The sequence below is a fragment of the Salmonella sp. SJTUF15570 genome (assembly GCF_043357055.1).
Taxonomy (GTDB): domain Bacteria; phylum Pseudomonadota; class Gammaproteobacteria; order Enterobacterales; family Enterobacteriaceae; genus Salmonella; species Salmonella enterica.
Map to the genome: position 1 here is coordinate 216,480 of NZ_JBEUKJ010000002.1, position 26,472 is coordinate 242,951.

The following is a 26,472-nucleotide window of genomic DNA, read 5'->3' on the forward strand; positions in this document are numbered from 1 at the left end:
CTTTGACCCGTCGCGGCAAAGATCGTCATGATAAATGCAATCTGGTATAGACCAAAGGTAAATAACATGACTTCGCGTAACTATCTGTTGCTGACTCCTGGCCCGCTCACCACCTCTCGTACCGTGAAAGAAGCGATGTTGTTCGATAGCTGTACCTGGGATGATGATTACAATATCGGCGTGGTGGAACAGATCCGCCAGCAGCTGACCGAACTGGCAACGGCCTCCGAAGGCTACACCTCCGTACTGCTACAAGGCAGCGGTAGCTATGCTGTGGAAGCCGTACTGGGCAGCGCATTGGGGCCGCAGGATAAGGTGCTGATCGTCAGCAACGGTGCATACGGCGCACGAATGGTCGAGATGGCCGGCCTTATGGGTATCGCCCATCACGCTTACGACTGCGGCGAAGTTGCGCGCCCGGACGTGCAGGCGATCGACGCGATCCTCAACGCCGACCCGACGATCAGCCATATCGCCATGGTGCATAGCGAAACGACCACCGGGATGCTCAACCCCATTGATGAGGTGGGCGCTCTGGCGCATCGCTATGGCAAAACCTACATCGTTGACGCCATGAGCAGCTTCGGCGGCATCCCTATGGATATTGCAGCATTACACATCGACTATCTGATCAGCTCCGCCAATAAATGCATTCAGGGCGTGCCGGGTTTTGCCTTCGTGATTGCCCGCGAGCAAAAACTGGCCGCGTGCAAAGGGCATTCCCGCTCGCTGTCGTTAGATCTCTACGCCCAGTGGCGTTGCATGGAGGATAACCACGGCAAATGGCGTTTTACTTCGCCCACTCATACCGTCCTCGCGTTTGCCCAGGCGTTGAAAGAGCTGGCGGAAGAAGGTGGCGTGGCGGCACGTCATCAACGCTATCAGCAAAATCAGCGCAGCCTGGTGGCCGGAATGCGGGCGCTGGGCTTTAACACGCTGCTGGATGACGAACTTCACTCGCCCATTATCACCGCCTTTTATTCACCGGAAGACCCGCAGTATCGCTTTAGCGAATTTTATCGCCGCCTCAAAGAGCAGGGCTTTGTTATCTATCCTGGCAAAGTGTCGCAAAGCGACTGCTTCCGCATCGGCAACATTGGCGAAGTATATGCCGCCGATATCACGGCCCTGCTGACCGCCATTCGTACCGCCATGTACTGGACGAAATAAGGAACCATGATGAACCGTATTCACGCTGTTATTCTCGACTGGGCGGGCACCACCGTCGATTTTGGCTCCTTCGCGCCGACGCAAATTTTCGTCGAGGCGTTCCGTCAGGCATTTGATGTGGAGATCACCCTCGCCGAAGCACGCGTGCCAATGGGGTTGGGTAAATGGCAACACATTGAAGCGCTGGGAAAATTACCTGCTGTTGACGCGCGCTGGCAGGCAAAGTTTGGCCGCTCCATGAGCGCAGCAGATATTGATGCCATCTACGCCGCTTTCATGCCGTTACAGATTGCTAAAGTTGTCGATTTTTCTTCTCCTATTGCCGGAGTTATCGACACGATCGCGGCGCTACGAGTCGAGGGCATTAAGATAGGCTCCTGCTCCGGTTACCCACGAGCGGTGATGGAGCGCCTGGTCCCCGCCGCCGCTGAGCATGGTTATCGTCCGGATCATTGGGTGGCAACGGACGACCTGGCCGCGGGTGGCCGCCCGGGGCCGTGGATGGCGCTGCAAAACGTGATTGCGCTGGGCATTGATGCGGTCGCGCACTGTGTGAAGGTAGATGATGCCGCGCCGGGCATTAGCGAGGGGCTTAACGCGGGGATGTGGACGGTGGGGCTGGCGGTATCGGGTAACGAATTCGGCGCAACATGGGACGCCTATCAGACTATGTCGAAAGAGGACGTTGCGGTCCGCCGCGAGCACGCGGCCAGCAAGCTGTACGCCGCCGGGGCGCATTACGTGGTGGATTCACTGGCGGATTTACCTGGGGTGATTGCGCATATTAATGCGCGTCTGGCGCAGGGCGAACGCCCGTAAAATAACTGCCGGATGGCGCTGTCGCTTATTCGGCCTACAGACTGTACCGTTTTGTAGGCCGGATAAGGTGTTTACGCCGCCATCCGGCAATCATTCTTATTCGTAGTAGTTATAAATCCCCGCCGCCATCACCAGTTGCGAAGCCACTTCATGCGCTTTTTCACGACCAGCCAACAGGTCGATGATTTTCAAACCAAAATCGATAGCGGTACCCGGTCCCTGGCTGGTTAATAATTTTACCCGCGCATCCCACACCACACGCTTATCCTGCCACTGTTCGGCGGGGATTTTATCTTTCAGTGCCGGAAAACCGGTCATATTGCCGATAGGGAATATATCGTGCGGCACGAGCACTGTGGCGGCTGCGGCGCAAATGGCTGCGACAATGCGCCCGGAGCGGTGAAACTGTTTTACGGTTTCGACCAGCAGCGGGCTGTCACGAAAGCACTCGGCGCCTTTAATTCCGCCGGGCAACACGATGATGTCATAATCGCCGTCGGCAACTTCAACCAGCGGCGCATCCGCCAGTAGCTTTACACCGCGCGAGCAGACAATCGTCAGGTTGCCATCGCTGGCGACGCTGGCGGTAGTGACGTGGATTCCGCCGCGAACCAGCAGATCGATAGTGGTGACCGCTTCGGTCTCTTCACTACCAGGGGCGAGGCATACCAGTGCCTGAGCGCTCATACTCACTCTCCTTTCGCTTTACCATTTCAAACAGGCGGCTATTTTCCGGAACGGCGAGACCGTGCACGCGGGCGCGCTTGAGTAAATAACCGGTGATGTAGTCAATTTCGGTATGGCGCATGGCGCGCACGTCCTGCAACATGGATGAGATGTTTTCTGCCGTACTGTCAATCACTTGCTCAACATAATAGCGTAAATCGTCTGCCGATGTGTGGTAGCCTTCACGTTCAATCACGGCGGCGACCTCTTCGCAAATCGCGTTGATTTCATCAGTATGATGGCGCAGCTCGCCGTTCGGGCAGTTCCAAAGCGCGGTGAGCGGGTTGATAACACAGTTGACCGCCAGTTTGCGCCACATCTCTGCGCGGATATTGTTATGCCAGGCGACATCGGGCAGTACCCCCTGCAGGATATCGGCGAGATAACTGTAATCGCCGTCTTGCTCGCGTGCCGGGCCAATATGCGTAGTACCGTTAGCGACATGAATAATGATATTACCGTCGCGGCGCGCAGCATGGGTGATAGTCCCCATCAACATCGGCTGTTGGATATTTTGCAGTTCTTCTATGGTTCCCATTCCATTATGAATGAGCAGGATAGGCGACGTCACCGGTAGGGTTGACGCCAGAGTTCGTACTGCGTCGGAAACCTGCCACGCTTTCAGCGTGACTAATAACAGTTCGCTCTTCGCCAAAAAATCCGGATCGTTTGCCGTCAGTGATTCGTTGAAAAAGGAACCATCGGTATCGATCAGATTTACGCTGCAATAAGGTTGTGGCACCCGTAGCCAGCCCTGTACGTCATGTCCGTGTTTGCACAGTGCCGAAAGCCAAAGTTGTCCTAAGGCTCCGCATCCCAGTACAGTAATTTTCATTGTTCCTCCTCACCTGCAACAGCGCCAGGTGTTATGGCGCTAATTATAGCGTCATCAGCTAAGCTTCTCGTTAAGCCTCGTTGCAGGTATTATGCAACGCAACGAAAATGAAGGGAGAAGAAAAGATGCCATCTTTCGATATTGTTTCTGAAGTTGATCTGCAGGAAGCGCGTAACGGCGTGGATAACGCGGTTCGCGAGGTTGAGTCTCGTTTTGACTTTCGTGGCGTAGAGGCGACTATTGAACTAAACGATGCCAATAAAACCATCAAGGTGCTGAGCGAGTCCGATTTCCAGGTCAATCAGTTGCTCGATATTCTGCGCGCCAAGCTGCTTAAACGCGGTATTGAAGGCGCTTCGCTGGATGTACCGGACGAGTTCGTGCATAGCGGTAAAACCTGGTATGTGGAAGCGAAGCTGAAGCAGGGCATTGAAAGCGCCGTGCAGAAGAAAATCGTCAAGCTGATTAAAGACAGCAAACTGAAGGTGCAGGCGCAAATTCAGGGGGAAGAGATTCGCGTGACGGGCAAATCACGTGACGATCTGCAATCGGTAATGGCGCTGGTTCGCGGCGGCGATTTGGGCCAGCCGTTCCAGTTCAAAAACTTCCGCGATTAAGTTGTTATGCCGGATAGAGCCTCGCCGCCATCCGGCAATGCAGTATTCATCCTTTGCTGATAAGCTGTTCAACTTCAAAGCGATTGGTCACTTTGCTGTCGATTTTGACGTAAGCGGAATGCTCTTCCGCCACGATCAGCGCTTCGCTTACGCCTTTCATTGCTAACAGCCGCTGTTTTAGCCTGTCGTCAGCAACGATATCCGCTGGAATTTCCACACGCAGGCTGCTGACATAGGGCGGCTCTTTCATGGTACTTGCCACCGCCAGCCATACCATCGCCAGTACGGCCCCGGCAAGGAAAACGGTTTGCCCATCAAACGTGCCGTCTATCCAGCCGCCCAGCGAGCCGCCAAGCGCCACGCCAAGAAACTGACTGGTAGAATAGACGCCCATCGCCGTTCCTTTATACCCCGCGGGCGACTCTTTGCTAATAAGCGAAGGCAGCAGCGCCTCCATCAGATTAAAGGCGAGGAAAAAGAGTTGTACGCCAATCACCAGCTCCCAGAAATGTTGGCCCGCTCCCCACAACACGATTTCTGCGACGACAATGAGCCCCACGCAGAACAGGAATACCTGCTTCATCCGCCGTTTGACTTCAGCATAGATAATAAAAGGCACGACGGCGGCAAAGGCGATCACCATGGTTGCCAGATACACCTTCCAGTGTTCGGCGGCAGGGAAACCGGCATCGGCAAGCTGGCCGGGCAGGGCGACAAAGGTGGACATCAATAAAATATGCAGACACATAATGCCGAAATTGAGCTTGAGCAGCCTCGGCTCCGCCAGCACTTTACTGAAGCTGCCTTTGACCATCCCGGATTCGCGATTCAGCACATGGTTAGTACTGTTGGGAACCACCCAGATCGTCAGAAGAATGCCCAGAGTGGCGAGGGCGGCGATCATCCAGAACAACGCGTTCAATCCCAGACTATGGGTAACAATCGGCCCTAATACCATCGCAATCGCGAAGGTGATACCAAAGCTGACGCCGATAAACGCCATCGCTTTGGTACGGTTTTGCTCGCGGGTGAGGTCAGACAGGAGCGCCATGACGGCGGCGGCAATAGCGCCGGACCCTTGTAGCGCTCGCCCCAGAATAATGCCCCAGATTGAGTGGGAGAGCGCGGCAATGACGCTGCCCGCGACAAATACCGCCAGTCCGCCGACAATCAGCGGTTTGCGGCCAATGCGGTCGGACAGCAGCCCAAAGGGAATTTGAAAGATAGCCTGCGCCAGCCCGTAAATGCCGATCGCAATGCCGATTAATGCTTCGCTGGCGCCCTGTAGCGCCATACCGTATGTGGTCAGTACTGGTAGAACCATAAACATGCCCAGCATACGCAACGAAAAGACGGTCCCTAAACCCCATGTGGCGCGCAGCTCCCCTGGCGTCATTTTATAATCGTTCATTGCCACCTCTGTATAAAAGCTGGGAGTAGTGTAGTGCGGGGAGTGTGTCGGGTAAATAGAGGGTTAATTAGCAAATATTATGTTTTTGAAACAGTTGAGCTAAAAAAGAGATAAATTGTTAACACGATAGGGACGATCGGGAGAGTCAGCATAGCCTTGTGCTCATTCATATTCCGATCTCCTTGAGCTGTAGTGGCTATCTGAGCCATATCAGTATAGTGTAGCGGTTAGCCACGGCCTTCAGGCGGTGTGCGCTGTTGCTCCATGTTGCAATAGCAGAACTCGTCAAGCCAGACTGTCAGCGAACCGCGCTGCCTGAGTGTGGCTGGCCGGTGGGTGACTTTAAACTTTTGCTTTGCCATAGGGGCCCGATTCTGAAACGACTGCAATGATCAGATTCGTCCATCTTCTGAAAATTTGATTTATTCAACAACGCCGAGACTGATAGCAAACTTTCCGCGTGATGGCGCGCGTTTATCAGGTAGAAAATTCGTCAGCAGTCGCATTTATTATATTATTCAAGGAGTGAATTCGTTATGGAAATTAAATGTTTATCATTATGTATTTTAGCGGGTATTTTATTTGTTAGCCAGGTAAATGCATCAGAGAACAACGGTAAAGATGATGTAAAATATGCTGCGCTTACCCAGAAGGATCTTGATGCTTTGCCTGTGGAAAAAAGAGCTTCGGTTCTGGATGAACTGGGGTTTATCCATGAATACGGCCTTAATGTACCGATGAATCGCGAACAGGCGTTGCAGTATTACAAGCAGGCCTGTGAGCTTGGCGGTAACTACGGCTGTTATAATGTGAAGTATGCTTATCAGTATGGCGACGGAGTGGCGAAAGATAGCGCTCAGGCCAATATGTATGCTAAGAAAATGAATCTGGATAATTTATTGATTGAGCAAGAGTATATCGATAAGTTTTCGCAAGAAATTTACGCGGCAAAAGCATTGGCCGATACGGATAAATCGCAGCGGCCAGAATTTATTAATGCACTATTTAATCTTCTAAATAATAGGCCAGAGAGCGATGCGCTTTTTTTTAGTCGTATCGGATTTAATCAGGAAAAAACGTTCCGCCTTGCTACGCTATGGGGGCAGGACGGCGATCCACAAATGGATTATCAACTGGGGTTACTCGCCCTTAATGATTTCTCCGGTCATTATGTGGATGAGCCTTATAAGGCCAGGCCAGCCTCGTTGAAATGGTTTCGCGCCGCCGCGGAAAAAGGCGTCGTTGAGGCCCAATCTCTCTTGGGGGGTATTTATTCGGGGGGAGAGGGCGATGAGTGGGGGATTAAGCCAGACATTCAGGAAGCACAAAAATGGTATGGGCAGGCGGCTGAGCAGGGTGACAGCGATGCACAGATTGCGCTAGGTAAAATCTATTATTCTGGCGCAACAGGGCGCACTGATTACGCTAAAGCGCTGGCATTATTTACGCAGGTTGAAAATGATGGTACTAATTCGCGTTCAACGATGCCGTTGAGTTGGATGTATTATAACGGTTTAGGTACTGCACCTGATTGTGATAAAGCCTGGTCGTATTACAAGAAAGCATCTCGATATGTAGGTAAGAAGGTTGAGGAAAAAATATTTTTAAGTAAATGCGCAGCGGATATTCAGAGTCGAAAAAACAACGCGGATGCTTTACCCAAAGTAACCCTAAAAAAAGAGAGTATTTTCTCTCGCGGGATAACGGCTAAACCGAAAGAATGCGCACTAATTTTTCAGATTGGCACAGATAAAATCCGTAACATGGCGAATTTGCATATTACGCTTGAGCTGAAAAATGATGATGGAGTGGCAACTGAGGAAACGTTAATGATTCCGCCATTCGGTTTGAATACTCTGGGGATAGATATGCAAAATCATGCTGTTGATCCTCTCGTTACCTCATACGATCTCCCTCTGTATACTCAAGATTTTTGTCACGGGATCGGCGATATCCATTTTACGCTGAAATCCGCTACGGCAACGATTAACGATAAGAATGTTGATTTGCTGAAAGCTGACAGTGTGCGCTTTTTAGATAAAAAATAAGGGAATGAAAAATGATAAAACGGAAATGGAATCTTTTGCTTCTGCTTGGGCTTTCTTTCGCATCGGTATGCCAGGCAGGTGATGATATTGACGCGTTGTATAGCCGTATTGCGCAGAAAGATGTTCAGGCGCTAAATGAGCTAAAGGCGTTAGCCAAAGATAATAACGCTCAAGCGTTGGCGGAGTTGGGGTTTATTTATGAGTACGGCGTTTCAGTATCTGTGGATATTCCGCAGGCAATAAAGTACTACGAACAGGCTTGTAATTTGGACGGTGATTATGGTTGCTTTAATGCGGCTTATTTCTATGAGTATGGCATCGGTACCCAAAAGGATATTACACAAGCGAAAACATTAGCAAAACAGCTTAGAGAAAAAATTAATTTATCCAATATCAATCTCGATAAAAAGGTGATTGAACGTATAATTGGGAGTGTTTATAGTAATAAACTTGAGGCATATCGAGACCTTTCATTTCGTCCTCATTTTATTCAAGGCTTAAGTTTCTATTTTTATGCCCCGCAATCAGATGAGCGAAAACTGCTGAGTCGAATAGGTTTTGACTCATCACATCTTGCGCGGATAGCGATACTCTGGGCGAGAGAGGGTGATCCTAAGGTCGCGTATCAGACGGCAAAACTGGTCTCTACTTTATATTTTAATAATGCAACGAAAACGATAGATATTGCTGAAGCCCTGAAATGGCTCCGAATTTCGGCCGAGAAGGGGGATGCCGACTCACAGACGCTGTTAGGTTTTCTTTATGAACACGCCGGATTGGGATTACAACCAGATGGAGAGAAAGCCAGGAAATGGTATGAAATGGCGGCGCAGCAAGGTAATGGAGAAGCATTGTATACGTTAGGTCGTGTGTACTATTCTGGCGTACTGGTTAACGTTGATTACGATAAAGCGCTGTATTTTTTTAAAAAAGCTTATGAGAAAGAATTACAGGCGGCCGCTGATTATTTAGCACAGATGTATTTTAATGGCCAGGGTGTAGATGTCGATTGCCAACAATCCTGGCACTATTACGATAACAGCTATATAAAAAAGATGACACAACGCGATTATCTTGATTATTGTGAAAAAGATCGAAAGAGTCGTAATGATTTTAGTCAGCAACTTCCTGAGTTAACATTAGAAAAATATGCGGGATTATTTGGCAGGATTGATAATATTCCACTGTGTCAGATTGGATTTGTTGTCAATACGAAAAAGTTAATTCATGTTGCGAACTTACATGTGGAATTGATATTAAAAAATGATGCTGGAGTTAGCGACGAAAGAGTGGTCGCTTTTCCTCCTTTGGGTCTCAATACTCTGGGTACTGAACAGGGTATGGGGGATTCTTTTAAGTCGATGGGATATCTCCTGATGAAAAACGGTGACTTATGTGATTACCATAAACTTACTTTCACCGTGAAGTCAGCGACGGCAACAATCAATGGTAAAAAAGTTGATTTACTGAAAACGGATAATTTACATATTATTCAGAATTGATAACTCGTGGGGTGTTACTGCCTGATGAAATGAATAAAAAAACCGCCGTTTTGCGACACAGCGGTTTTTTCAATAGCAACGCTTGTTACCAGACGTAAGTCAGCAGATTCTGCGAATTCGGCACCATAAAATCAACGGACATCATGATACTCAGCGCGGTAATCGCAATGATAGAGAAGCCGAACAGCTTGCGCGCCCAGACCTTATCATCTTCCACTTTGTAACCGCGTAGCGCCATGCCGAGCCACCAAACGCTGACCGCCGCGGCGACCACCAGGTATTTGTAACCGGCATAACCGCCCAACGTGAGCATTAGCGTTGCAACGGCAAACGCAATGATGTACAGCGTGATGTGGTTTTTAGCGACTGAGATTCCTTTTACCACCGGCAGAACCGGGATATTGGCCGCCTGATAGTCCTTAAAGCGGAAAATGGCGATGGCGTAAGAGTGCGGCATCTGCCAGAGGCTGAAAATAGCCAACAGGATCGCCGCGCCGCTGTCAAAGTCGCCCGTTACGGCGCAGTAGCCAATCACCGGCGGCGCTGCGCCGGAGAGAGAACCAATCAGCGTTCCGTAGACGGAGTGACGCTTCATGTACAAGCTGTACACGCCAACGTAGACCACGAAGCCCATTACCCCCAGCCAGCAGGCCAGAGGATTGGCGCCAAACCACAACAGCATAAAGCCAGCAATACCCAGCAGGGTGGCGTATACCAGCGAGACGCCAGGAGAAATCAGGCCTTTGACCAGCACCCGATTCTTGGTCCTTTCCATCTTCCTGTCGATATCCCTGTCGATGTAGTTGTTAAATACACAACCCGACGCCACAACCAGTGACACCCCGACCAGCGTATAGATGAACAGGGGATAGTCAATGCTGCCCTTTGAGGCCAGCAGAAATCCCCCGATCACCGAGATCAGGTTGCCAAAGATGATGCCTGGTTTCGTTACTTGCAGGTATTGCTTAAACATCATACTCGCCGCTCTTAGTGCATCATCATGTTGTAGTTGAGGTTCCACATAATCCAGATGGAGCCCACAACCAGGATGGCGATGATCAGCACGGTAAAGATGAAGGCCGTCATGTTCCAGCCTTCATCAGATTTGGTGTTCATGTGCAGGAAACACACCAGATGCACCAAAATCTGCACCACTGCCATTGCCAGGATAGATCCCAGAATAACGGCCGGAGAGGCAGCGCCGGTCATCACCATCCAGAATGGAATAACCGTCAGGATGACCGACAGGATAAAGCCGGTCATGTACGTTTTTACGCTGCCGTGGGATGCGCCGCCGCTCTCGGTAGAATGACTCATTACATCGCCCCCATCAGATAAACAACAGTGAATACGCAAATCCAAATCACATCCAGGAAGTGCCAGAACAGGCTCAGGCACATGATGCGGGTACGGTTAGTGCTGGTCAGACCGCGACGGGCAACTTGCACCATCAGCACCGCCATCCAGATCAAACCGGAAGTGACGTGCAGACCGTGCGTGCCGACCAGCGCGAAGAACGCAGACAGGAAGCCGCTGCGATCCGGGCCCATACCGTTAACAATCAGGTGATGGAATTCATAGAGTTCCATCCCGATAAATCCGGCACCGAACAAGAAGGTCAACGCCAGCCAGGAGATAACCTGGCTCTTGTTGTTCTTGTGCATGGCGATCGCCGCCATGCCGTAGGTAATGGAGCTAAATAACAGCAGGAAGGTTTCAACCAGAACGAACGGCAGTTCGAAAATGTCCTTACCTGTCGGGCCGCCAGCGGTGCCGTTCACCAGAACGGCATAGGTAGCAAACAGAATAGAGAACAGAATACAGTCGCTCATCAGGTAGACCCAAAATCCGAAGATTTTGTTCTGGCCTGCGTCATGGTGCCCGTGTTCGTGCGCGTGGGCAGTCGCGTGCGTTAAAGTATCAGTTGCCATTTTTCAGCCCTGCCTTAGTAATCTCATCGAAATGCTGGTTTTCCAGTTTTTCGACTTCCGGGACCGGCACGTAGTAATCCACATCTTCATCAAAGCTTTTTACAATCCAGCTGATGATCATGCCTGCGAAACCCACTATCGCCAGCCACCAGATATGCCAGATCATGGCGAAGCCAAATACCGTCGCGAAGGCGGCGATAACAATACCGGCACCGCTATTTTTCGGCATATGAATCTCTTCATACTGTCCAGGCTGTTGGTACGCTTCGCCTTTTTCTTTCATTTCCCAGAAGGCGTCACGTTCGTGAACGTGCGGCACAACGGCAAAGTTATAGAACGGCGGCGGAGACGAGGTTGACCACTCCAGCGTACGGCCACCCCATGGGTCGCCGGTCAGATCGCGGTTCTGATCGCGGTCGCGAATAGAAACGAAGATCTGAATCAGTTGGCACAGGATACCCAGCGCAATCAGCGCGGCGCCGGCGGCGGCAACCATCAGCATCGTATGGAACTGCGGATCAATTTGCTGGCTGAGGCGACGGGTCATGCCCATGAAGCCCAGTACGTACAGCGGCATAAAGGCTACAAAGAAACCGATAATCCAGAACCAGAAGGCGCGTTTACCCCAGGTTTCGTTCAGCTTGAAGCCAAACGCCTTCGGCCACCAGTAGGTCATACCCGCGAAGCAGCCAAACACCACGCCGCCGATGATCACGTTATGGAAGTGCGCAATCAGGAACAGGCTGTTGTGCAGGACGAAGTCCGCGCCCGGTACCGCCAGCAGAACACCGGTCATACCGCCGACCGAGAAGGTCACGATAAAGCCGATGGTCCACATCATTGCGGAATGGAAGACGATACGGCCCTGATACATGGTGAACAACCAGTTGAAGATCTTCACCCCGGTCGGGATGGCGATAATCATGGTGGTGATACCGAAGAAGGCGTTAACGTTCGCGCCTGCGCCCATCGTGAAGAAGTGGTGCAGCCAAACGATAAACGACAGTACGGTAATACAGACGGTCGCCCAAACCAGCGAGGTATAGCCGAACAGACGTTTACGCGAGAAGGTCGCTGCGATTTCGGAGAATACCCCGAAGACCGGCAGAATCAGAATGTACACTTCCGGATGGCCCCAGGCCCAAATCAGGTTGATGTACATCATCATGTTGCCGCCCATATCGTTGGTAAAGAAATGGGTGCCCAGATAGCGATCCAGGGTCAGCAACGCGACGGTAACCGTCAGAATCGGGAAAGAGGCGATGATCAGTACGTTGGCGCACAAAGAGGCCCAGGTAAAGACCGGCATCTTGAACATTGTCATACCCGGCGCACGCATCTTCAGGATCGTCACGAAGAAGTTGATACCGGTTAACGTCGTACCAATACCCGAGAGTTGCAACGCCCATATCCAGTAATCGACCCCGACGCTGGGACTGTACTCTATTCCCGATAGCGGCGGATAAGCCAGCCACCCTGTCTGCGCGAATTCACCCACGCCCAGCGAGAGGTTAACCAGAATAACGCCGACAACGGTGAACCAGAAGCTCAGGTTGTTCAGGAAAGGGAACGCAACGTCGCGCGCGCCGATCTGCAGCGGAACCACCAGGTTCATCAGACCGATAACGAAGGGCATCGCCACGAAGAAGATCATGATTACGCCGTGAGCGGTAAAGATCTGATCGTAGTGGTGCGGCGGTAGAAAACCCGCTTCGCCTGCGGAGGCAAGCGCCTGCTGGCTACGCATCATGATGGCATCGGCGAAACCACGTAACAGCATCACAATCGCGACGATGATATACATGATGCCGAGGCGTTTATGGTCAACCGACGTTAACCACTCTTTCCATAGGTAGGTCCACTTACCGAAGTAAGTAATCGCTGCCAGTATCGCCAGTCCCCCGACGATAATTGCAGCGATCGTTACCATGACGATAGGTTCATGGAACGGTACTGCATCCAGTGATAATTTTCCGAACATCTTATCTTCCTCAACCCTTGGAGTTGGCGGATTCCGCGTGGCTCATGTCCATACCTTCCATTCCTTCATGCGAGCTGTGCTCACCTTCAGGTTGGGTCATGTCCATGCTCTTACCGTGGCCCATGAATTTGTTAATAACGTCCTTGAACAAATCAGGTTTCACGCTGGAGAAATATTCCACCTTGTTGTACTCGCTTGGCATAGCCACTTTCTCGAACGCCGCCATATCATTCATGGTGTTCGGAGACTGCTTCGCTTTTGCGACCCATTGGTCGAATTCTGCGCGGTCTTTGGTGGCGATAGCTTTAAACTTCATACCAGAGAAGCCCGGGCCGCTATAGCTGGCGGAGATGCCATCGTAGGTTCCGGGTTCGTTGGCGATCAGATGCAAACGTGTTTGCATACCGGCCATGGCATAAATCTGGCTACCCAGACGCGGGATAAAGAAGGAGTTCATCACGGAGTTGGAGGTCACTTTGAAATAAACCGGCGTGTTCGCCGGGAAGGCGATCTCGTTGACGGTGGCGATACCCTGCTCCGGATAGATGAAGAACCATTTCCAGTCCATGGAAACCACTTCGATGGTGATCGGTTTTTCGTCATGCGCCAGCGGCTTGCTTGGTTCAAGCGCGTGCGTGGTTTTCCAGGTCAGTACGGCAAGGAAAATGATGATTAAGATAGGCACCGTCCAGACCACGGCTTCCACTTTATTGGAGTGTGACCAGTTCGGGCTATACTTCGCATCCTTATTACTCGCACGATACTTCCAGGCGAAACCAACAGCCATCAAGATGGCGGGAATAACGACGATCAACATCAGGCCAAATGCCGTCAGTATCAGCGAACGTTGCTCCAGTCCAATCTGTCCTTTGGGATCCAGCAGCGCAGAATTACAGCCACTGAGTAATGCAGTGCCTGCAATTAATGACAACCATCCCAAACTTTTATTGTATTTCCTGAGTCTCATTTAACGACCTCAATTCCACGGGACCTGGTGGCGTTTAAAGTGTAGGGGCATTTTACGGTAAGGTTACATTACTGTAAACATGATTGGTTCTGTGTTACCAAGTTCTGCCGCGCATGTCACATATGTTGCCAAGTATGTCGAAATAACTTTAAGACACTGTTGAAACTTTGCGTTATAACGGATGAGGTCTGTAAGTGGGATGTTGAGGGATAATTGGTATAACCAATGTAAAAATAAAACAATTACTTAACAATTTATTATCAATAAAAGGACAATCAACGGCAGAAATTTAAATTTAATCGGCTGAATCGTGTAAAGAAAATAGGTAGCGTAGAAATTACCAATAATTTCCAAAATTCTGTTGCGCACAAAAAGACAAATATATTTTTTATCAATTGATGGTTATTTAGCCGTTATAATTCCGGGTCGTTATTACAACGGCAAATAATGTTTTAGAGCAGGCGTGTTTTTCGTAGCGCCAGGTAGTCCAGCAACCCGCCAAAGACAATGCCGCACACGGCAATCGCTACCGCAGTTTCAAGCAATCCGGACAGGAATGAGAAGTTAGTGTAATCCAACGCGTTCATGGTCAGCAGGAGTACCCAGACTGCCAGCAAAGCGACGCCCGCGAGCAGGATTGAAAGCGCGAAATTGTAGGCGCCACGGTATTGCGTGCGGGGAATGAAACGCTCGTTCTGCCAGCTATATTCCAGCGTTTGCCGACAGACCAGCAACAGTAACAGCCCGGGAACGGCGGCAACAACCGAGAAGAGGTAGAATGTCGGCCAGCCGTGCGCTTCAACGAACCAGCCCGCTACAGGACCAACATAAACCCGGCCTACTGCGGAGAGGGCCGACAGTAGGGCAAACTGTGTTGCGGAAAACGACTTATTACATAGCGTCATTAATAAGGCGACAAAGGCGGCAGTACCCATCCCGCCGCACAGATTTTCGAAAAAGACCGCCGCGCCCATGCTGAACATGTTTTTATCGGTAATGGAGAGCAACCAGTAACCGGCGTTGGACGCGCCTTGCAAAATGCCGAAAATCAGCAGCGCGCGAAACAGCGAAAGACGCTGCATTAATATGCCGCCGTATAACGCGCCGACGATCGTCGCCAGCAGGCCCAGCGTTTTATTGACCACGCCGACTTCGCCGGCGTCAAAGCCGACGCCGCGAATCAAAAAGGTGGTGGTCAGGCTCATGGCGAAGGCGTCACCCAGTTTATAAAGCACAATGAGCAGTAAAATCAGCCAGGCGTTGTTACGGCCAAAGAAATCGCGTAGCGGCGCGACGACGGCCTGTTCCAGCGATTTCGGGGACGGGATAGTATCGGTCGGTTCCGGCGCCAGTAAGGTGGCGATAATACAGGGGATCAGCAATGCCGCCATCAGCCAGTACATGCCCTGCCAGCCGAGCCAGCGATCGGCCAGCCATAGCGCCAGTCCGCCGGAAACCAGCATCCCCAACCGGTAGCCAAGCACGCTGATTGCCGCGCCAGCGCCGCGTTCTTCTGCGGGTAAAACATCGGTTTTCCAGGCGTCGAACACGATATCCTGCGAGGCGGAGCAAAAAGCAATCACCACCGCCAGCGCCGCCATCCAGCGTAGCTGCGTGCCGGGTTCAAGAAAGCCCATCGCCGCAATCGCCGCCAGTAACAACAGTTGGGTGGCGAGTAACCAACCGCGACGACGACCTAAAAAAGGCGGCGTGTAGCGGTCCATCAGCGGGGACCAGAGAAACTTAAACACATAGGCCTGACCAACCAGCGAGAAGAAGCCAATCGTTTTAAGATCGATATTCTCGACGGTCATCCACGCCTGTAGCGTACCGGAGGTGAGCGCCAGCGGGAGGCCAGAGGCAAAACCCAATATCAGCAGAATGGCTGAACGCGGTTGCTGGAAAATACGTAAATATTGACTTGACATAGGCATCTACAGACCCGGCTTCTGCCGGGTCTTGTTGTTGCTATTAACGGGCGTTTTGCTTGATAAAATCGTGAATACTGGTGTCCTGAGACATATCAGCAATGGTATCGGTCAGAACGCTGTTCACCGCGTCGGCAATATTCTGGTTAGAGGCCTGGAACGCCCCTTCAATAGAGTAGTTGGCGCGATAGTTTTTGGTCATCTTGCTGCCATTTGCAGCGGTCGCAATAATCGCGATATCCGCTTTGGTCGCGATGTTGTAGCGCACGCTGCCCTGGGAAACATCAGCATACAGTTGGTTAACAATTATCTGCAGATTAACCGCGCCGTTAGGCCCGATCATATAGCCCCGTGCCGTCATCTGTTTTTCCAGGACTTCTTGTAACAGGAAGCGTAAATCGCGGGAGGCGGTTAACGTTACCAGCTGGTTGTTACGCGTGACTTTCGCTAACGCTTGATCCTGGCGTTGGTCCGCGCCGGTAATGCTAACGGTGACGCCCATCAGGCTCGGGTCCTGCTGTGGCAAGGTGATCTTCGGCGCGACGTCAATGGTCGTCGGCGGTGTGGCGCATCCTGCCAGCATAAACAGAGCGACTAACGGAAAGAGAAGTTTTTTTAACATATTCAGGCTCTCAATGACGCTTAAAACGTGATAGGTAAAAATTCCCGCCATCATAACACCGCTAACGGCGAGGGGAAGTGGTCAACGCAGGTAAATTCGTCGTAATGTCCGATTTGGTATTGATAACGGCGCGAGCGGGGATTTTGAGCGCTAAAAGAATGATTAAGGCAGTAAACTTCATACGTTTGGCTGAAATAACCAGACGAAAGCTAAATTTTTGTTGTCATGCTGTAATGGAAACGGTAAAAGCGGCTAGTATTTAAAGGGATGGGTGACATCACAGCGTTGTCGGAGGAGATTTTCATGATGATACGTGAGCAAATAGAAGAAAAATTAAGGACAGCGTTCGACCCCGTGTTTCTCGAAGTTGTGGATGAAAGCTATCGTCACAATGTTCCAGCAGGATCGGAAAGCCATTTTAAGGTCGTGCTGGTGAGCGATCGCTTTACAGGCGAACGTTTTCTTAATCGTCATCGGATGATTTACGGTACGTTAACGGCGGAACTTTCCACAACCGTACATGCGCTGGCACTGCATACTTATACCCTCAAAGAGTGGGAAGGATTGCAGGATACTATCTTCGCGTCGCCTCCTTGTCGCGGCGCGGGAAGCATCGCGTAGCAAAACGGATTTGCAACTACCTCCGCTTTTCCAGTATGTTGCTACAGAATTATGTGAAAACGGCCTGCGGGCCGTTTTGTTTTGTCTGAATTTTGAGCGTGTCGTACAGTATTCAGACAAAAATTAGCCGAGAATTGTGAAAACCGCCGCAGCATCGCACAATCACCGTTCTCGACTCACAAAAGTGATGCCGCTATAATGCGCCGTCTTATATATGAACGTCTTCGGGATGATTCTGACGACAGGGAATGTGATTGATTATGAGAACATCCCGGTTCCGCGAAGCAAATAGCACGTGCTTGCGGAGTAGAGTTGACCGAGCACTGTGATTTTTTGAGGTAACAAGATGCAAGTTTCAGTTGAAACCACTCAGGGCCTTGGCCGCCGTGTAACGATTACAATCGCTGCTGACAGCATCGAGACCGCTGTAAAAAGCGAGCTGGTCAACGTAGCGAAAAAAGTACGTATTGACGGCTTCCGTAAAGGCAAAGTACCGATGAATATCGTCGCTCAGCGTTATGGCGCTTCTGTTCGCCAGGACGTGCTGGGCGATCTGATGAGCCGCAACTTCGTTGACGCGATCATCAAAGAAAAAATTAACCCGGCAGGCGCGCCGAACTATGTTCCGGGCGAATACAAAGTGGGTGAAGACTTCACTTACTCCGTCGAGTTTGAAGTCTATCCGGAAGTTGAGCTGACTGGCCTCGAGTCTATCGAAGTTGAAAAGCCGGTTGTTGAAGTCACCGACGCTGACGTTGATGTGATGCTGGACACCCTGCGTAAGCAGCAGGCGACCTGGAAAGAAAAAGACGGCGCTGCTGATGCGGAAGACCGCGTGACCATCGACTTCACCGGCTCTGTAGACGGCGAAGAGTTCGAAGGCGGCAAAGCGACCGATTTCGTTCTGGCGATGGGCCAGGGTCGTATGATTCCGGGCTTTGAAGACGGCGTTAAAGGCCACAAAGCTGGCGAAGAGTTCACTATCGATGTGACCTTCCCGGAAGAGTACCACGCTGAAAACCTGAAAGGTAAAGCGGCTAAGTTCGTTATCAACCTGAAGAAAGTTGAAGAACGCGAACTGCCGGAACTGACCGAAGAATTCATCAAACGTTTCGGCGTTGAAGATGGTTCCGTAGCCGGTCTGCGCGCTGAAGTACGTAAAAACATGGAACGCGAGCTGAAAGGCGCGGTGCGTAACCGCGTTAAGTCTCAGGCGATCGAAGGTCTGGTAAAAGCTAACGACATCGACGTACCGGCTGCGCTGATCGACAGCGAAATCGACGTTCTGCGTCGTCAGGCTGCGCAGCGTTTTGGTGGTAACGAGAAACAGGCTCTGGAGCTGCCGCGCGAACTGTTCGAAGAACAGGCTAAGCGTCGTGTAGTTGTCGGTCTGCTGCTCGGCGAAGTCATTCGTACCAACGAGCTGAAAGCGGACGAAGAACGCGTTAAAGGCCTGATCGAAGAGATGGCGTCTGCTTACGAAGATCCGAAAGAAGTGATTGAGTTCTACAGCAAAAATAAAGAGCTGATGGACAATATGCGTAACGTCGCTCTGGAAGAACAGGCTGTTGAAGCGGTTCTGGCAAAAGCGAAAGTGTCTGAAAAAGCCACTTCCTTCAATGAGCTGATGAACCAGCAGGCGTAATTTTTCGCGTTAAAAGCACGAAATTTGCACAAAAACCCGTCACCTTTCAGTGACGGGTTTTTTTTGTCACGCATTTTGCATGGTAAGGGTGCGAAAACCGCGTTTCAGTGTTAGCGTTAGAGCAAAAGATTGTTATGCTTGAATTATGGCGATGCCGTACCCATTACAGAGGGACTGGCTGATAATCCGTCCATCAGGTTACAATCAGTACAGCAGATTTTTTCAATTTTTATCCAGGAGACGGAAATGTCATACAGTGGAGAACGAGATAATTTGGCCCCTCATATGGCGCTGGTGCCGATGGTCATTGAACAGACCTCACGCGGTGAGCGCTCTTTTGATATCTATTCTCGTCTACTTAAGGAACGCGTCATATTTCTGACCGGCCAGGTCGAAGACCATATGGCTAACCTGATCGTGGCGCAGATGCTGTTCCTGGAAGCGGAAAACCCGGAAAAAGATATCTATCTGTACATTAATTCTCCTGGCGGCGTAATTACTGCGGGGATGTCCATCTATGACACCATGCAGTTTATTAAGCCAGACGTCAGCACCATTTGTATGGGACAGGCGGCCTCTATGGGGGCGTTTCTGCTGACTGCCGGGGCGAAAGGCAAACGTTTCTGCTTGCCGAACTCTCGCGTCATGATCCACCAGCCGCTGGGCGGCTACCAGGGCCAGGCGACGGATATTGAAATTCACGCCCGCGAAATTTTGAAAGTAAAAGGGCGCATGAATGAACTTATGGCGCATCATACGGGTCAATCTCTTGAGCAGATTGAACGTGATACTGAGCGCGATCGCTTCCTCTCCGCGCCTGAAGCGGTAGAGTACGGTTTGGTTGACTCAATTTTGACCCATCGTAATTGATGCCCTGGACGCAAGTGTGCCGCTATACACTTCATCCTTCACGCTACCTCGGTGTTGGCTGCCAGCGCGCCTCCCAGTGACTTACTTATGTAAGCGCCTGCGGAGTCGCCGAGTTGCCGCCTTGATGTAGCTCGAATGATTTTGTGTATATACTAATGAAGGGCGGCACAACGCTGATTAGCGGCTTGCGCCTGAGAATGGCATTTGCGTCGTCGTGTGCGGCACAAAGAACAAAGAAGAGGTTTTGACTCATGACAGATAAACGCAAAGATGGCTCGGGCAAATTGTTGTACTGCTCTTTTTGCGGCAAAAGCCAGCATGAAGTGCGCAAGCTGATTGCCGGTCCATCCGTGTATATCTGCGACGAATGCGTCGATTTATGTAACGACATTATTCGCGAAGAAAATAAAGAAGTTGCTCCGCACCGTGAACGTAGTGCGCTGCCGACGCCGCATGAAATTCGTACTCACCTGGACGATTACGTTATCGGCCAGGAGCAGGCGAAAAAAGTGCTGGCGGTGGCGGTCTATAACCACTACAAGCGTCTGCGTAACGGCGATACCAGCAATGGCGTCGAGTTAGGCAAAAGCAACATTCTGCTGATTGGACCGACCGGTTCCGGTAAAACGCTGCTGGCGGAAACGCTGGCGCGCTTGCTGGATGTGCCGTTCACTATGGCGGATGCGACCACGCTGACCGAAGCGGGTTACGTGGGGGAAGACGTCGAGAATATCATTCAGAAACTGTTGCAGAAATGCGACTACGACGTGCAAAAAGCGCAGCGTGGGATTGTCTACATTGATGAAATCGATAAGATTTCGCGTAAATCAGACAATCCGTCCATTACCCGCGATGTTTCCGGCGAAGGCGTACAGCAGGCGTTGCTGAAACTGATCGAAGGTACTGTCGCCGCGGTTCCACCGCAGGGCGGTCGCAAACATCCGCAGCAGGAGTTCTTACAGGTAGATACCTCTAAGATTCTGTTTATCTGCGGCGGCGCGTTTGCCGGTCTGGATAAAGTGATCGCTAACCGTGTTGAAACCGGCTCCGGCATTGGTTTTGGCGCGACGGTGAAAGCGAAGTCCGACAAAGCCAGCGAAGGCGAGCTGTTGTCGCAGGTTGAACCGGAAGATTTGATCAAATTTGGTCTGATTCCTGAGTTTATCGGTCGTCTGCCAGTGGTAGCGACGCTGAACGAACTCAGCGAAGAAGCGCTGATTCAAATCCTGAAAGAGCCGAAAAATGCGCTGACCAAGCAGTATCAGGCGCTGTTTAACCTGGAAGGCGTCGATCTGGAATTCCGTGACGAAGCGCTGGACGCTATCGCCAGGAAAGCAATGGCGCGTAAAACCGGTGCCCGTGGTCTGCGTTCTATCGTCGAAGCGGCGCTGCTGGATACCATGTACGATTTGCCATCTATGGAAGACGTCGAAAAAGTGGTGATCGACGAGTCCGTTATTGCCGGTCAGAGTAAGCCGTTGCTGATTTACGGCAAACCGGAAGCGCAGGCTTCTGGCGAATAATTAAACATTCATACAATCAGTTAGCCAAAAAAGGGGGGATTTTATCTCCCCTTTCGTTTTTCCTGTAAACACGCCGTTGAATGTGTGGGAAACATCCCCATATACTGACGTACATGTTATAGGTGGTATGGAGCACAGCTATACTATCTGATTACCTGGCGGACACTAAACTAAGAGAGAGCTCTATGAATCCTGAGCGTTCTGAACGCATTGAAATCCCCGTATTGCCGTTGCGCGATGTGGTGGTTTATCCGCACATGGTCATACCCTTATTTGTAGGGCGGGAAAAATCTATCCGTTGTCTGGAAGCGGCTATGGACCATGATAAAAAAATCATGCTGGTCGCCCAGAAGGAAGCATCAACGGATGAGCCGGGTGTAAACGATCTTTTCACCGTCGGGACCGTGGCCTCTATTTTGCAGATGCTGAAACTGCCTGACGGCACCGTAAAAGTGCTGGTCGAGGGGTTACAGCGCGCGCGTATTTCCGCGCTGTCTGACAACGGCGAACATTTCTCCGCGAAGGCGGAGTACCTTGATTCGCCAGCCATTGATGAGCGAGAACAAGAAGTGCTGGTGCGTACCGCTATCAGCCAGTTCGAAGGCTACATCAAGCTGAACAAAAAAATTCCGCCGGAAGTGCTGACGTCACTCAATAGCATTGACGACCCTGCACGTCTGGCTGACACCATCGCCGCGCATATGCCGCTGAAACTGGCGGATAAACAGTCCGTACTGGAGATGTCCGACGTTAACGAACGTCTGGAATATCTGATGGCGATGATGGAATCTGAAATCGATCTGCTGCAGGTTGAGAAACGCATTCGCAACCGCGTGAAAAAGCAGATGGAGAAATCCCAGCGCGAGTACTATCTGAACGAGCAAATGAAAGCGATTCAGAAAGAACTTGGCGAGATGGACGACGCGCCGGACGAAAACGAAGCGCTGAAGCGTAAGATCGACGCGGCGAAAATGCCGAAAGAGGCGAAAGAGAAAGCGGAAGCGGAACTGCAGAAGCTGAAAATGATGTCTCCGATGTCGGCGGAAGCGACCGTGGTGCGCGGCTACATCGACTGGATGGTGCAGGTGCCGTGGAATGCGCGTAGCAAGGTCAAAAAAGACCTGCGTCAGGCGCAGGAAATCCTCGATACTGACCATTATGGTCTGGAGCGCGTGAAAGACCGCATCCTTGAGTATCTCGCGGTTCAAAGCCGTGTAAATAAGATCAAGGGGCCGATCCTGTGTCTGGTGGGGCCGCCGGGGGTAGGTAAAACCTCGTTGGGCCAGTCCATCGCTAAAGCCACAGGGCGTAAATACGTCCGTATGGCGCTGGGCGGCGTGCGTGATGAAGCGGAAATCCGCGGTCATCGCCGGACTTACATTGGCTCTATGCCGGGTAAACTGATCCAAAAAATGGCCAAAGTGGGGGTTAAAAACCCACTGTTCCTGCTCGATGAGATCGACAAAATGTCTTCTGACATGCGCGGCGATCCGGCTTCCGCACTGCTGGAAGTGCTGGATCCGGAGCAGAACGTGGCGTTCAGCGATCATTACCTGGAAGTGGATTACGATCTCAGCGATGTGATGTTCGTCGCCACTTCCAACTCCATGAACATTCCGGCGCCGCTGCTGGATCGTATGGAAGTGATCCGTCTGTCCGGTTATACCGAAGACGAGAAGCTGAATATTGCTAAACGTCACCTGCTGCCGAAGCAGATCGAGCGTAACGCGCTGAAGAAAGGCGAACTGACGGTCGACGATAGCGCGATTATCGGTATTATCCGCTATTACACGCGTGAAGCGGGCGTTCGTAGTCTGGAGCGTGAAATCTCCAAACTGTGCCGCAAAGCGGTTAAACAACTGTTGCTCGATAAGTCGTTAAAACATATCGAAATTAACGGCGATAATCTGCACGACTACCTCGGTGTGCAGCGCTTTGATTATGGCCGCGCGGATAGCGAAAACCGCGTAGGTCAGGTGACGGGCCTGGCGTGGACGGAAGTGGGCGGCGATCTGTTGACCATCGAAACCGCCTGCGTCCCGGGCAAAGGCAAGTTGACCTACACCGGCTCGCTCGGTGAAGTGATGCAGGAATCCATTCAGGCGGCGCTGACCGTGGTGCGTGCGCGCGCGGAAAAACTGGGTATTAATCCGGACTTTTACGAAAAACGCGATATCCACGTTCACGTGCCGGAAGGCGCAACGCCGAAAGACGGTCCAAGCGCCGGTATCGCGATGTGTACCGCGCTGGTTTCCTGCCTGACCGGTAATCCGGTGCGCGCAGATGTGGCAATGACCGGTGAGATCACGCTGCGTGGTCAGGTATTGCCGATCGGCGGCCTGAAAGAAAAACTGTTGGCGGCGCATCGCGGCGGGATTAAAACGGTCTTAATTCCATTCGAAAATAAACGTGACCTGGAGGAAATTCCGGACAACGTGATTGCCGATCTGGATATTCACCCGGTTAAGCGTATTGAGGAAGTTCTGACGCTTGCTCTGCAAAACGAACCGTCTGGAATGCAGGTTGTAACCGCAAAATAGTGACCTCGCGCAAATAGCGCTAATAAAAACAGGGCTGGCAGGCTATTTCGGACTTGCCAGCCTTTTTTTGTATAGCTAATTTAGATGGTTGATTGGGTCTGCCACCATTAACGGGTGTTGTAAGGGCGTGGCAGGCCTGATATAACTGCTGCGCGGTCGTACTTCGAAGGATTCAGGTGCGATATAAATTATAAAGAGGAAGAGAAGAGTGAATAAATCTCAACTGATCGAAAAAATTGCTGCAGGGGCTGATATCTCTAAGGCTGCGGCTGGACGTGCGTTAGATGCGATTATTGCTTCTGTTACCGAATCTCTGAAAGAAGGGGATGACGTTGCACTGGTAGGCTTTGGTACTTTTGCTGTTAAAGAGCGTGCTGCCCGTACTGGTCGCAACCCGCAAACAGGTAAAGAGATCACCATCGCCGCTGCCAAAGTGCCGAGTTTCCGTGCAGGTAAAGCGCTGAAAGACGCGGTAAACTAAGCGTGATCCCCTCGGGGGATGTGACAAAGTACAAGGGCGCATCAACTGATGTGCCTTTTTTATTGGCGATTCGGGACTTTCTGTGCGTTGCGGGCTGACAATTGCCCTCGTTTCTTGTCACAATAGGCTTTTGTGCGCCGCGTTCAGAAAATGCGATGCGCGTGAAGTCTCTATACGCAAATCATTCAGGTTGCGTCGACGCGGCGACTGAGCGAATCACTCGGTAGCCAGCGGAGAAGCCGCCTGAAAGATAAAGTGTAAAGTCACCTACAGCGGAGTGTGGTTACACCATGATGGACAGCTTACGCACGGCTGCAAACAGTCTCGTGCTCAAGATTATTTTCGTTATCATTATCGTGTCGTTCATTTTGACCGGCGTTAGTGGTTACCTGATTGGCGGAAGCAATAACTACGCCGCAAAAGTGAATGGCCAGGAAATCAGCCGGGCACAGTTTGAGAATGCGTTTAACAACGAACGTAACCGTATGCAGCAGCAGTTGGGCGACAGGTATTCTGAACTGGCGGCCAACGAAGGTTATATGAAAAGCCTGCGCCAGCAGGTGCTGAATCGTCTGATAGATGAAGCGCTGTTGGATCAATATTCCCGCGAACTGAAACTGGGCATCAGCGATGAGCAGGTAAAACAGGCGATTTTCGCCACTCCCGCTTTTCAGGTGGACGGTAAGTTTGACAACAACCGCTATAACGCGATTGTGAATCAGATGGGAATGACCGCCGATCAGTACGCTCAGGCGCTGCGTAACCAGCTTACCACTCAGCAACTGATCAACGGCGTGGCCGGTACTGATTTTATGCTGAAAGGGGAAACCGACGAACTGGCGGCATTAGTCTCTCAACAGCGCGTGGTGCGTGAAGCCGTTATTGATGTCAACGCGCTGGCGGCGAAGCAGCAGGTGACCGATCAGGAAGTGTCCAGCTACTACGATCAGAATAAAGTCCGCTTTATGACGCCGGAACAGTTCCGCGTAAGCTATATCAAGCTGGATGCCGCGACGATGCAGGCACCGGTCAGCGATGCGGATATTCAGGCCTATTATGACCAGCATGTAGATCAGTTTACTCAGCCGGAGCGCATTCGTTACAGCATTATTCAGACCAAAACGGAAGATGATGCGAAAGCGGTACTGGATGCGCTGAACAAGGGCGAAGATTTCGCCACGCTGGCGAAAGAGAAATCTACCGATATCATCTCTGCGCGTAATGGCGGCGATATGGGCTGGCTGGAAGAGTCTGCCACGGTGCCGGAACTGAAAAACGCCGGATTAAAAGAAAAAGGCCAGATATCTGGCGTGATTAAGTCGTCTGTCGGTTTTCTGGTGGCGCGTCTGGATGATATTCAGCCTGCCAAAGTGAAACCGTTAAGCGAGGTTCGCGACGACATTGCCGCGAAAGTGAAACAGGAAAAAGCGCTGGATGCTTACTATGCGTTGCAGCAGAAGGTGAGCGATGCGGCAAGCAACGACAATGAGTCGTTAGCAGGCGCTGAACAGGTCGCTGGCGTAAAAGCGGTTGAAACCGGCTGGTTTAGCCGTGACACCTTACCGGAAGAGCTGAACTTCAAACCGGTAGCCGATGCTATCTTTAATGGCGGTCTGGTAGGCGAAAACGGTACGCCGGGGCCGAATTCAGACATTATCACCGTAGATGGCGACCGGGCTTTTGTTGTGCGCGTGAGCGAACATAAACCTGAAGCCGTGAAGCCGTTGGCAGAAGTGAAAGAACAGGTCACTGCCCTGGTGAAGCATAATAAAGCGGAACAACAGGCGAAGCTGGATGCGGAAAAACTGCTGGTCGAGCTGAAAGCGGGCAAGGGCGCGGAAGCGATGAAAGCGGCGGGTCTGAGTTTTGGCGAGCCTAAAACGTTAAGTCGTACCAGTCAGGATCCGGTGAGTCAGGCGGCCTTTGCGTTAAGCCTTCCGACGAAAGATAAGCCAGTTTATGGCGTGGCGAACGATATGCAGGGTAACGTCGTTCTGCTGGCGTTTGACGAGGTGAAAGCGGGCGCCATGCCGGAAGCGCAGAAAAAAGCGATGGTGCAGGGCATCACGCAGAACAATGCGCAAATTGTCTTTGAGGCGCTGATGAGCAATCTGCGTAAAGAGGCGAAAATCAAAATCGGCGACGCTCTGGAACAGCAGTAATCGTCGAGGCGCTTCGCAAAAAATTGCAAAACGTTGTATCCCACAAAGGCCGCTTTCGCGGCCTTTTCCATTT

Annotated in this window: 22 protein-coding genes and 1 pseudogene; 12 read left to right on the plus strand and 11 right to left on the minus strand. The window is 51.3% G+C overall.

Annotation, left to right across the window (positions count from 1 at the left end; translation table 11 throughout):
* The first annotated feature begins 66 nt into the window (after positions 1-66).
* Positions 67-1,170: a 2-aminoethylphosphonate--pyruvate transaminase gene (gene phnW / locus ABVN44_RS04635; RefSeq protein WP_023231320.1), complete on the plus strand. Its 1,104-nt coding sequence runs from the start codon at positions 67-69 to the stop codon at positions 1,168-1,170.
* 9 nt (positions 1,171-1,179) lie between these two features.
* Complete coding sequence (gene phnX / locus ABVN44_RS04640; RefSeq protein ID WP_023231319.1) at positions 1,180-1,989, plus strand: phosphonoacetaldehyde hydrolase; 810 nt, start codon at positions 1,180-1,182, stop codon at positions 1,987-1,989.
* Positions 1,990-2,085: 96 nt separating this feature from the next.
* Here phnX and yajL read toward each other — a convergent pair whose 3' ends face one another.
* Together yajL and panE are read right to left on the minus strand one after the other, a co-directional pair.
* Positions 2,086-2,676: a protein deglycase YajL gene (yajL, locus tag ABVN44_RS04645; RefSeq protein ID WP_001275807.1), complete on the minus strand. Its 591-nt coding sequence runs from the start codon at positions 2,674-2,676 to the stop codon at positions 2,086-2,088.
* Positions 2,639-3,550 carry a 2-dehydropantoate 2-reductase gene (gene panE / locus ABVN44_RS04650; RefSeq protein WP_000705816.1) on the minus strand — a complete coding sequence of 304 codons (912 nt, stop codon included), beginning with the start codon at positions 3,548-3,550 and terminating at the stop codon, positions 2,639-2,641. The genes yajL and panE overlap by 38 nt, the downstream gene beginning before the upstream one ends.
* A gap of 125 nt (positions 3,551-3,675) precedes the next feature.
* On the opposite strand from panE, the gene ABVN44_RS04655 reads away from it, so the two are divergent.
* Entirely contained in the window at positions 3,676-4,167 is a 492-nt protein-coding gene (locus tag ABVN44_RS04655) for a YajQ family cyclic di-GMP-binding protein (protein WP_001138913.1), read from the plus strand.
* Between the two features lie 46 nt (positions 4,168-4,213).
* On the opposite strand, the gene ABVN44_RS04660 is transcribed toward ABVN44_RS04655, so the two are convergent.
* Together ABVN44_RS04660 and ABVN44_RS04665 are read right to left on the minus strand one after the other, a co-directional pair.
* On the minus strand, positions 4,214-5,578 hold the full coding sequence (locus ABVN44_RS04660; RefSeq protein WP_001000938.1) for an MFS transporter: 1,365 nt from the start codon (positions 5,576-5,578) through the stop codon (positions 4,214-4,216).
* A 230-nt stretch (positions 5,579-5,808) separates the two neighbouring features.
* Positions 5,809-5,940, minus strand: a pseudogene (locus tag ABVN44_RS04665) (IS5/IS1182 family transposase); the annotation flags it as partial.
* A gap of 174 nt (positions 5,941-6,114) precedes the next feature.
* Between ABVN44_RS04665 and ABVN44_RS04670 the strand changes: the two are divergent.
* Positions 6,115-7,626: an SEL1-like repeat protein gene (locus ABVN44_RS04670; RefSeq protein ID WP_023231318.1), complete on the plus strand. Its 1,512-nt coding sequence runs from the start codon at positions 6,115-6,117 to the stop codon at positions 7,624-7,626.
* Between the two features lie 11 nt (positions 7,627-7,637).
* Positions 7,638-9,128 (plus strand): tetratricopeptide repeat protein, encoded by a 1,491-nt coding sequence (locus ABVN44_RS04675; RefSeq protein WP_023231317.1) that lies wholly within the window; start codon positions 7,638-7,640, stop codon positions 9,126-9,128.
* 85 nt (positions 9,129-9,213) lie between these two features.
* On the opposite strand, the gene cyoE is transcribed toward ABVN44_RS04675, so the two are convergent.
* The 7 genes from cyoE to ABVN44_RS04710 form a co-directional block, all read right to left on the minus strand.
* Positions 9,214-10,104 carry a heme o synthase gene (cyoE, locus tag ABVN44_RS04680; protein ID WP_000971352.1) on the minus strand — a complete coding sequence of 297 codons (891 nt, stop codon included), beginning with the start codon at positions 10,102-10,104 and terminating at the stop codon, positions 9,214-9,216.
* 11 nt (positions 10,105-10,115) lie between these two features.
* Positions 10,116-10,445: a cytochrome o ubiquinol oxidase subunit IV gene (locus ABVN44_RS04685; protein WP_000019878.1), complete on the minus strand. Its 330-nt coding sequence runs from the start codon at positions 10,443-10,445 to the stop codon at positions 10,116-10,118.
* A complete protein-coding gene (locus ABVN44_RS04690) occupies positions 10,445-11,059 on the minus strand; it encodes a cytochrome o ubiquinol oxidase subunit III (protein ID WP_000179833.1) in 615 nt (204 codons plus the stop codon). Before ABVN44_RS04690 ends, ABVN44_RS04685 begins: the two co-directional genes overlap by 1 nt.
* Complete coding sequence (gene cyoB, locus ABVN44_RS04695; protein WP_000467158.1) at positions 11,049-13,040, minus strand: cytochrome o ubiquinol oxidase subunit I; 1,992 nt, start codon at positions 13,038-13,040, stop codon at positions 11,049-11,051. Before cyoB ends, ABVN44_RS04690 begins: the two co-directional genes overlap by 11 nt.
* Before the next feature lie 10 nt (positions 13,041-13,050).
* Entirely contained in the window at positions 13,051-14,007 is a 957-nt protein-coding gene (gene cyoA, locus ABVN44_RS04700; protein WP_001239449.1) for a cytochrome o ubiquinol oxidase subunit II, read from the minus strand.
* A 452-nt stretch (positions 14,008-14,459) separates the two neighbouring features.
* Positions 14,460-15,935, minus strand: coding sequence for a muropeptide MFS transporter AmpG (gene ampG / locus ABVN44_RS04705; RefSeq protein WP_000098472.1), 1,476 nt, complete (start codon positions 15,933-15,935; stop codon positions 14,460-14,462).
* A 43-nt stretch (positions 15,936-15,978) separates the two neighbouring features.
* On the minus strand, positions 15,979-16,557 hold the full coding sequence (locus ABVN44_RS04710; protein ID WP_001537832.1) for a lipoprotein: 579 nt from the start codon (positions 16,555-16,557) through the stop codon (positions 15,979-15,981).
* A 303-nt stretch (positions 16,558-16,860) separates the two neighbouring features.
* Between ABVN44_RS04710 and bolA the strand changes: the two genes are divergently transcribed.
* From bolA to ppiD, 7 genes are all read left to right on the plus strand, one after another.
* Positions 16,861-17,178, plus strand: a complete 318-nt coding sequence (gene bolA / locus ABVN44_RS04715; RefSeq protein ID WP_000973433.1) for a transcriptional regulator BolA — start codon at positions 16,861-16,863, stop codon at positions 17,176-17,178.
* 346 nt (positions 17,179-17,524) lie between these two features.
* Entirely contained in the window at positions 17,525-18,823 is a 1,299-nt protein-coding gene (gene tig, locus ABVN44_RS04720; RefSeq protein WP_001198403.1) for a trigger factor, read from the plus strand.
* A 246-nt stretch (positions 18,824-19,069) separates the two neighbouring features.
* Complete coding sequence (clpP, locus tag ABVN44_RS04725) at positions 19,070-19,693, plus strand: ATP-dependent Clp endopeptidase proteolytic subunit ClpP (RefSeq protein WP_000122257.1); 624 nt, start codon at positions 19,070-19,072, stop codon at positions 19,691-19,693.
* Positions 19,694-19,944: 251 nt separating this feature from the next.
* On the plus strand, positions 19,945-21,216 hold the full coding sequence (gene clpX, locus ABVN44_RS04730; protein ID WP_023231261.1) for an ATP-dependent protease ATP-binding subunit ClpX: 1,272 nt from the start codon (positions 19,945-19,947) through the stop codon (positions 21,214-21,216).
* A gap of 185 nt (positions 21,217-21,401) precedes the next feature.
* Positions 21,402-23,756, plus strand: a complete 2,355-nt coding sequence (gene lon / locus ABVN44_RS04735) for an endopeptidase La (protein WP_001067728.1) — start codon at positions 21,402-21,404, stop codon at positions 23,754-23,756.
* Between the two features lie 190 nt (positions 23,757-23,946).
* Positions 23,947-24,237 carry a nucleoid-associated protein HU-beta gene (hupB, locus tag ABVN44_RS04740; protein ID WP_254888479.1) on the plus strand — a complete coding sequence of 97 codons (291 nt, stop codon included), beginning with the start codon at positions 23,947-23,949 and terminating at the stop codon, positions 24,235-24,237.
* A gap of 290 nt (positions 24,238-24,527) precedes the next feature.
* The gene (gene ppiD, locus ABVN44_RS04745) at positions 24,528-26,399 is read left to right on the plus strand and encodes a peptidylprolyl isomerase (protein WP_000969434.1); all 1,872 of its coding nucleotides are present in this window, start codon (positions 24,528-24,530) and stop codon (positions 26,397-26,399) included.
* Positions 26,400-26,472: the final 73 nt, after the last annotated feature.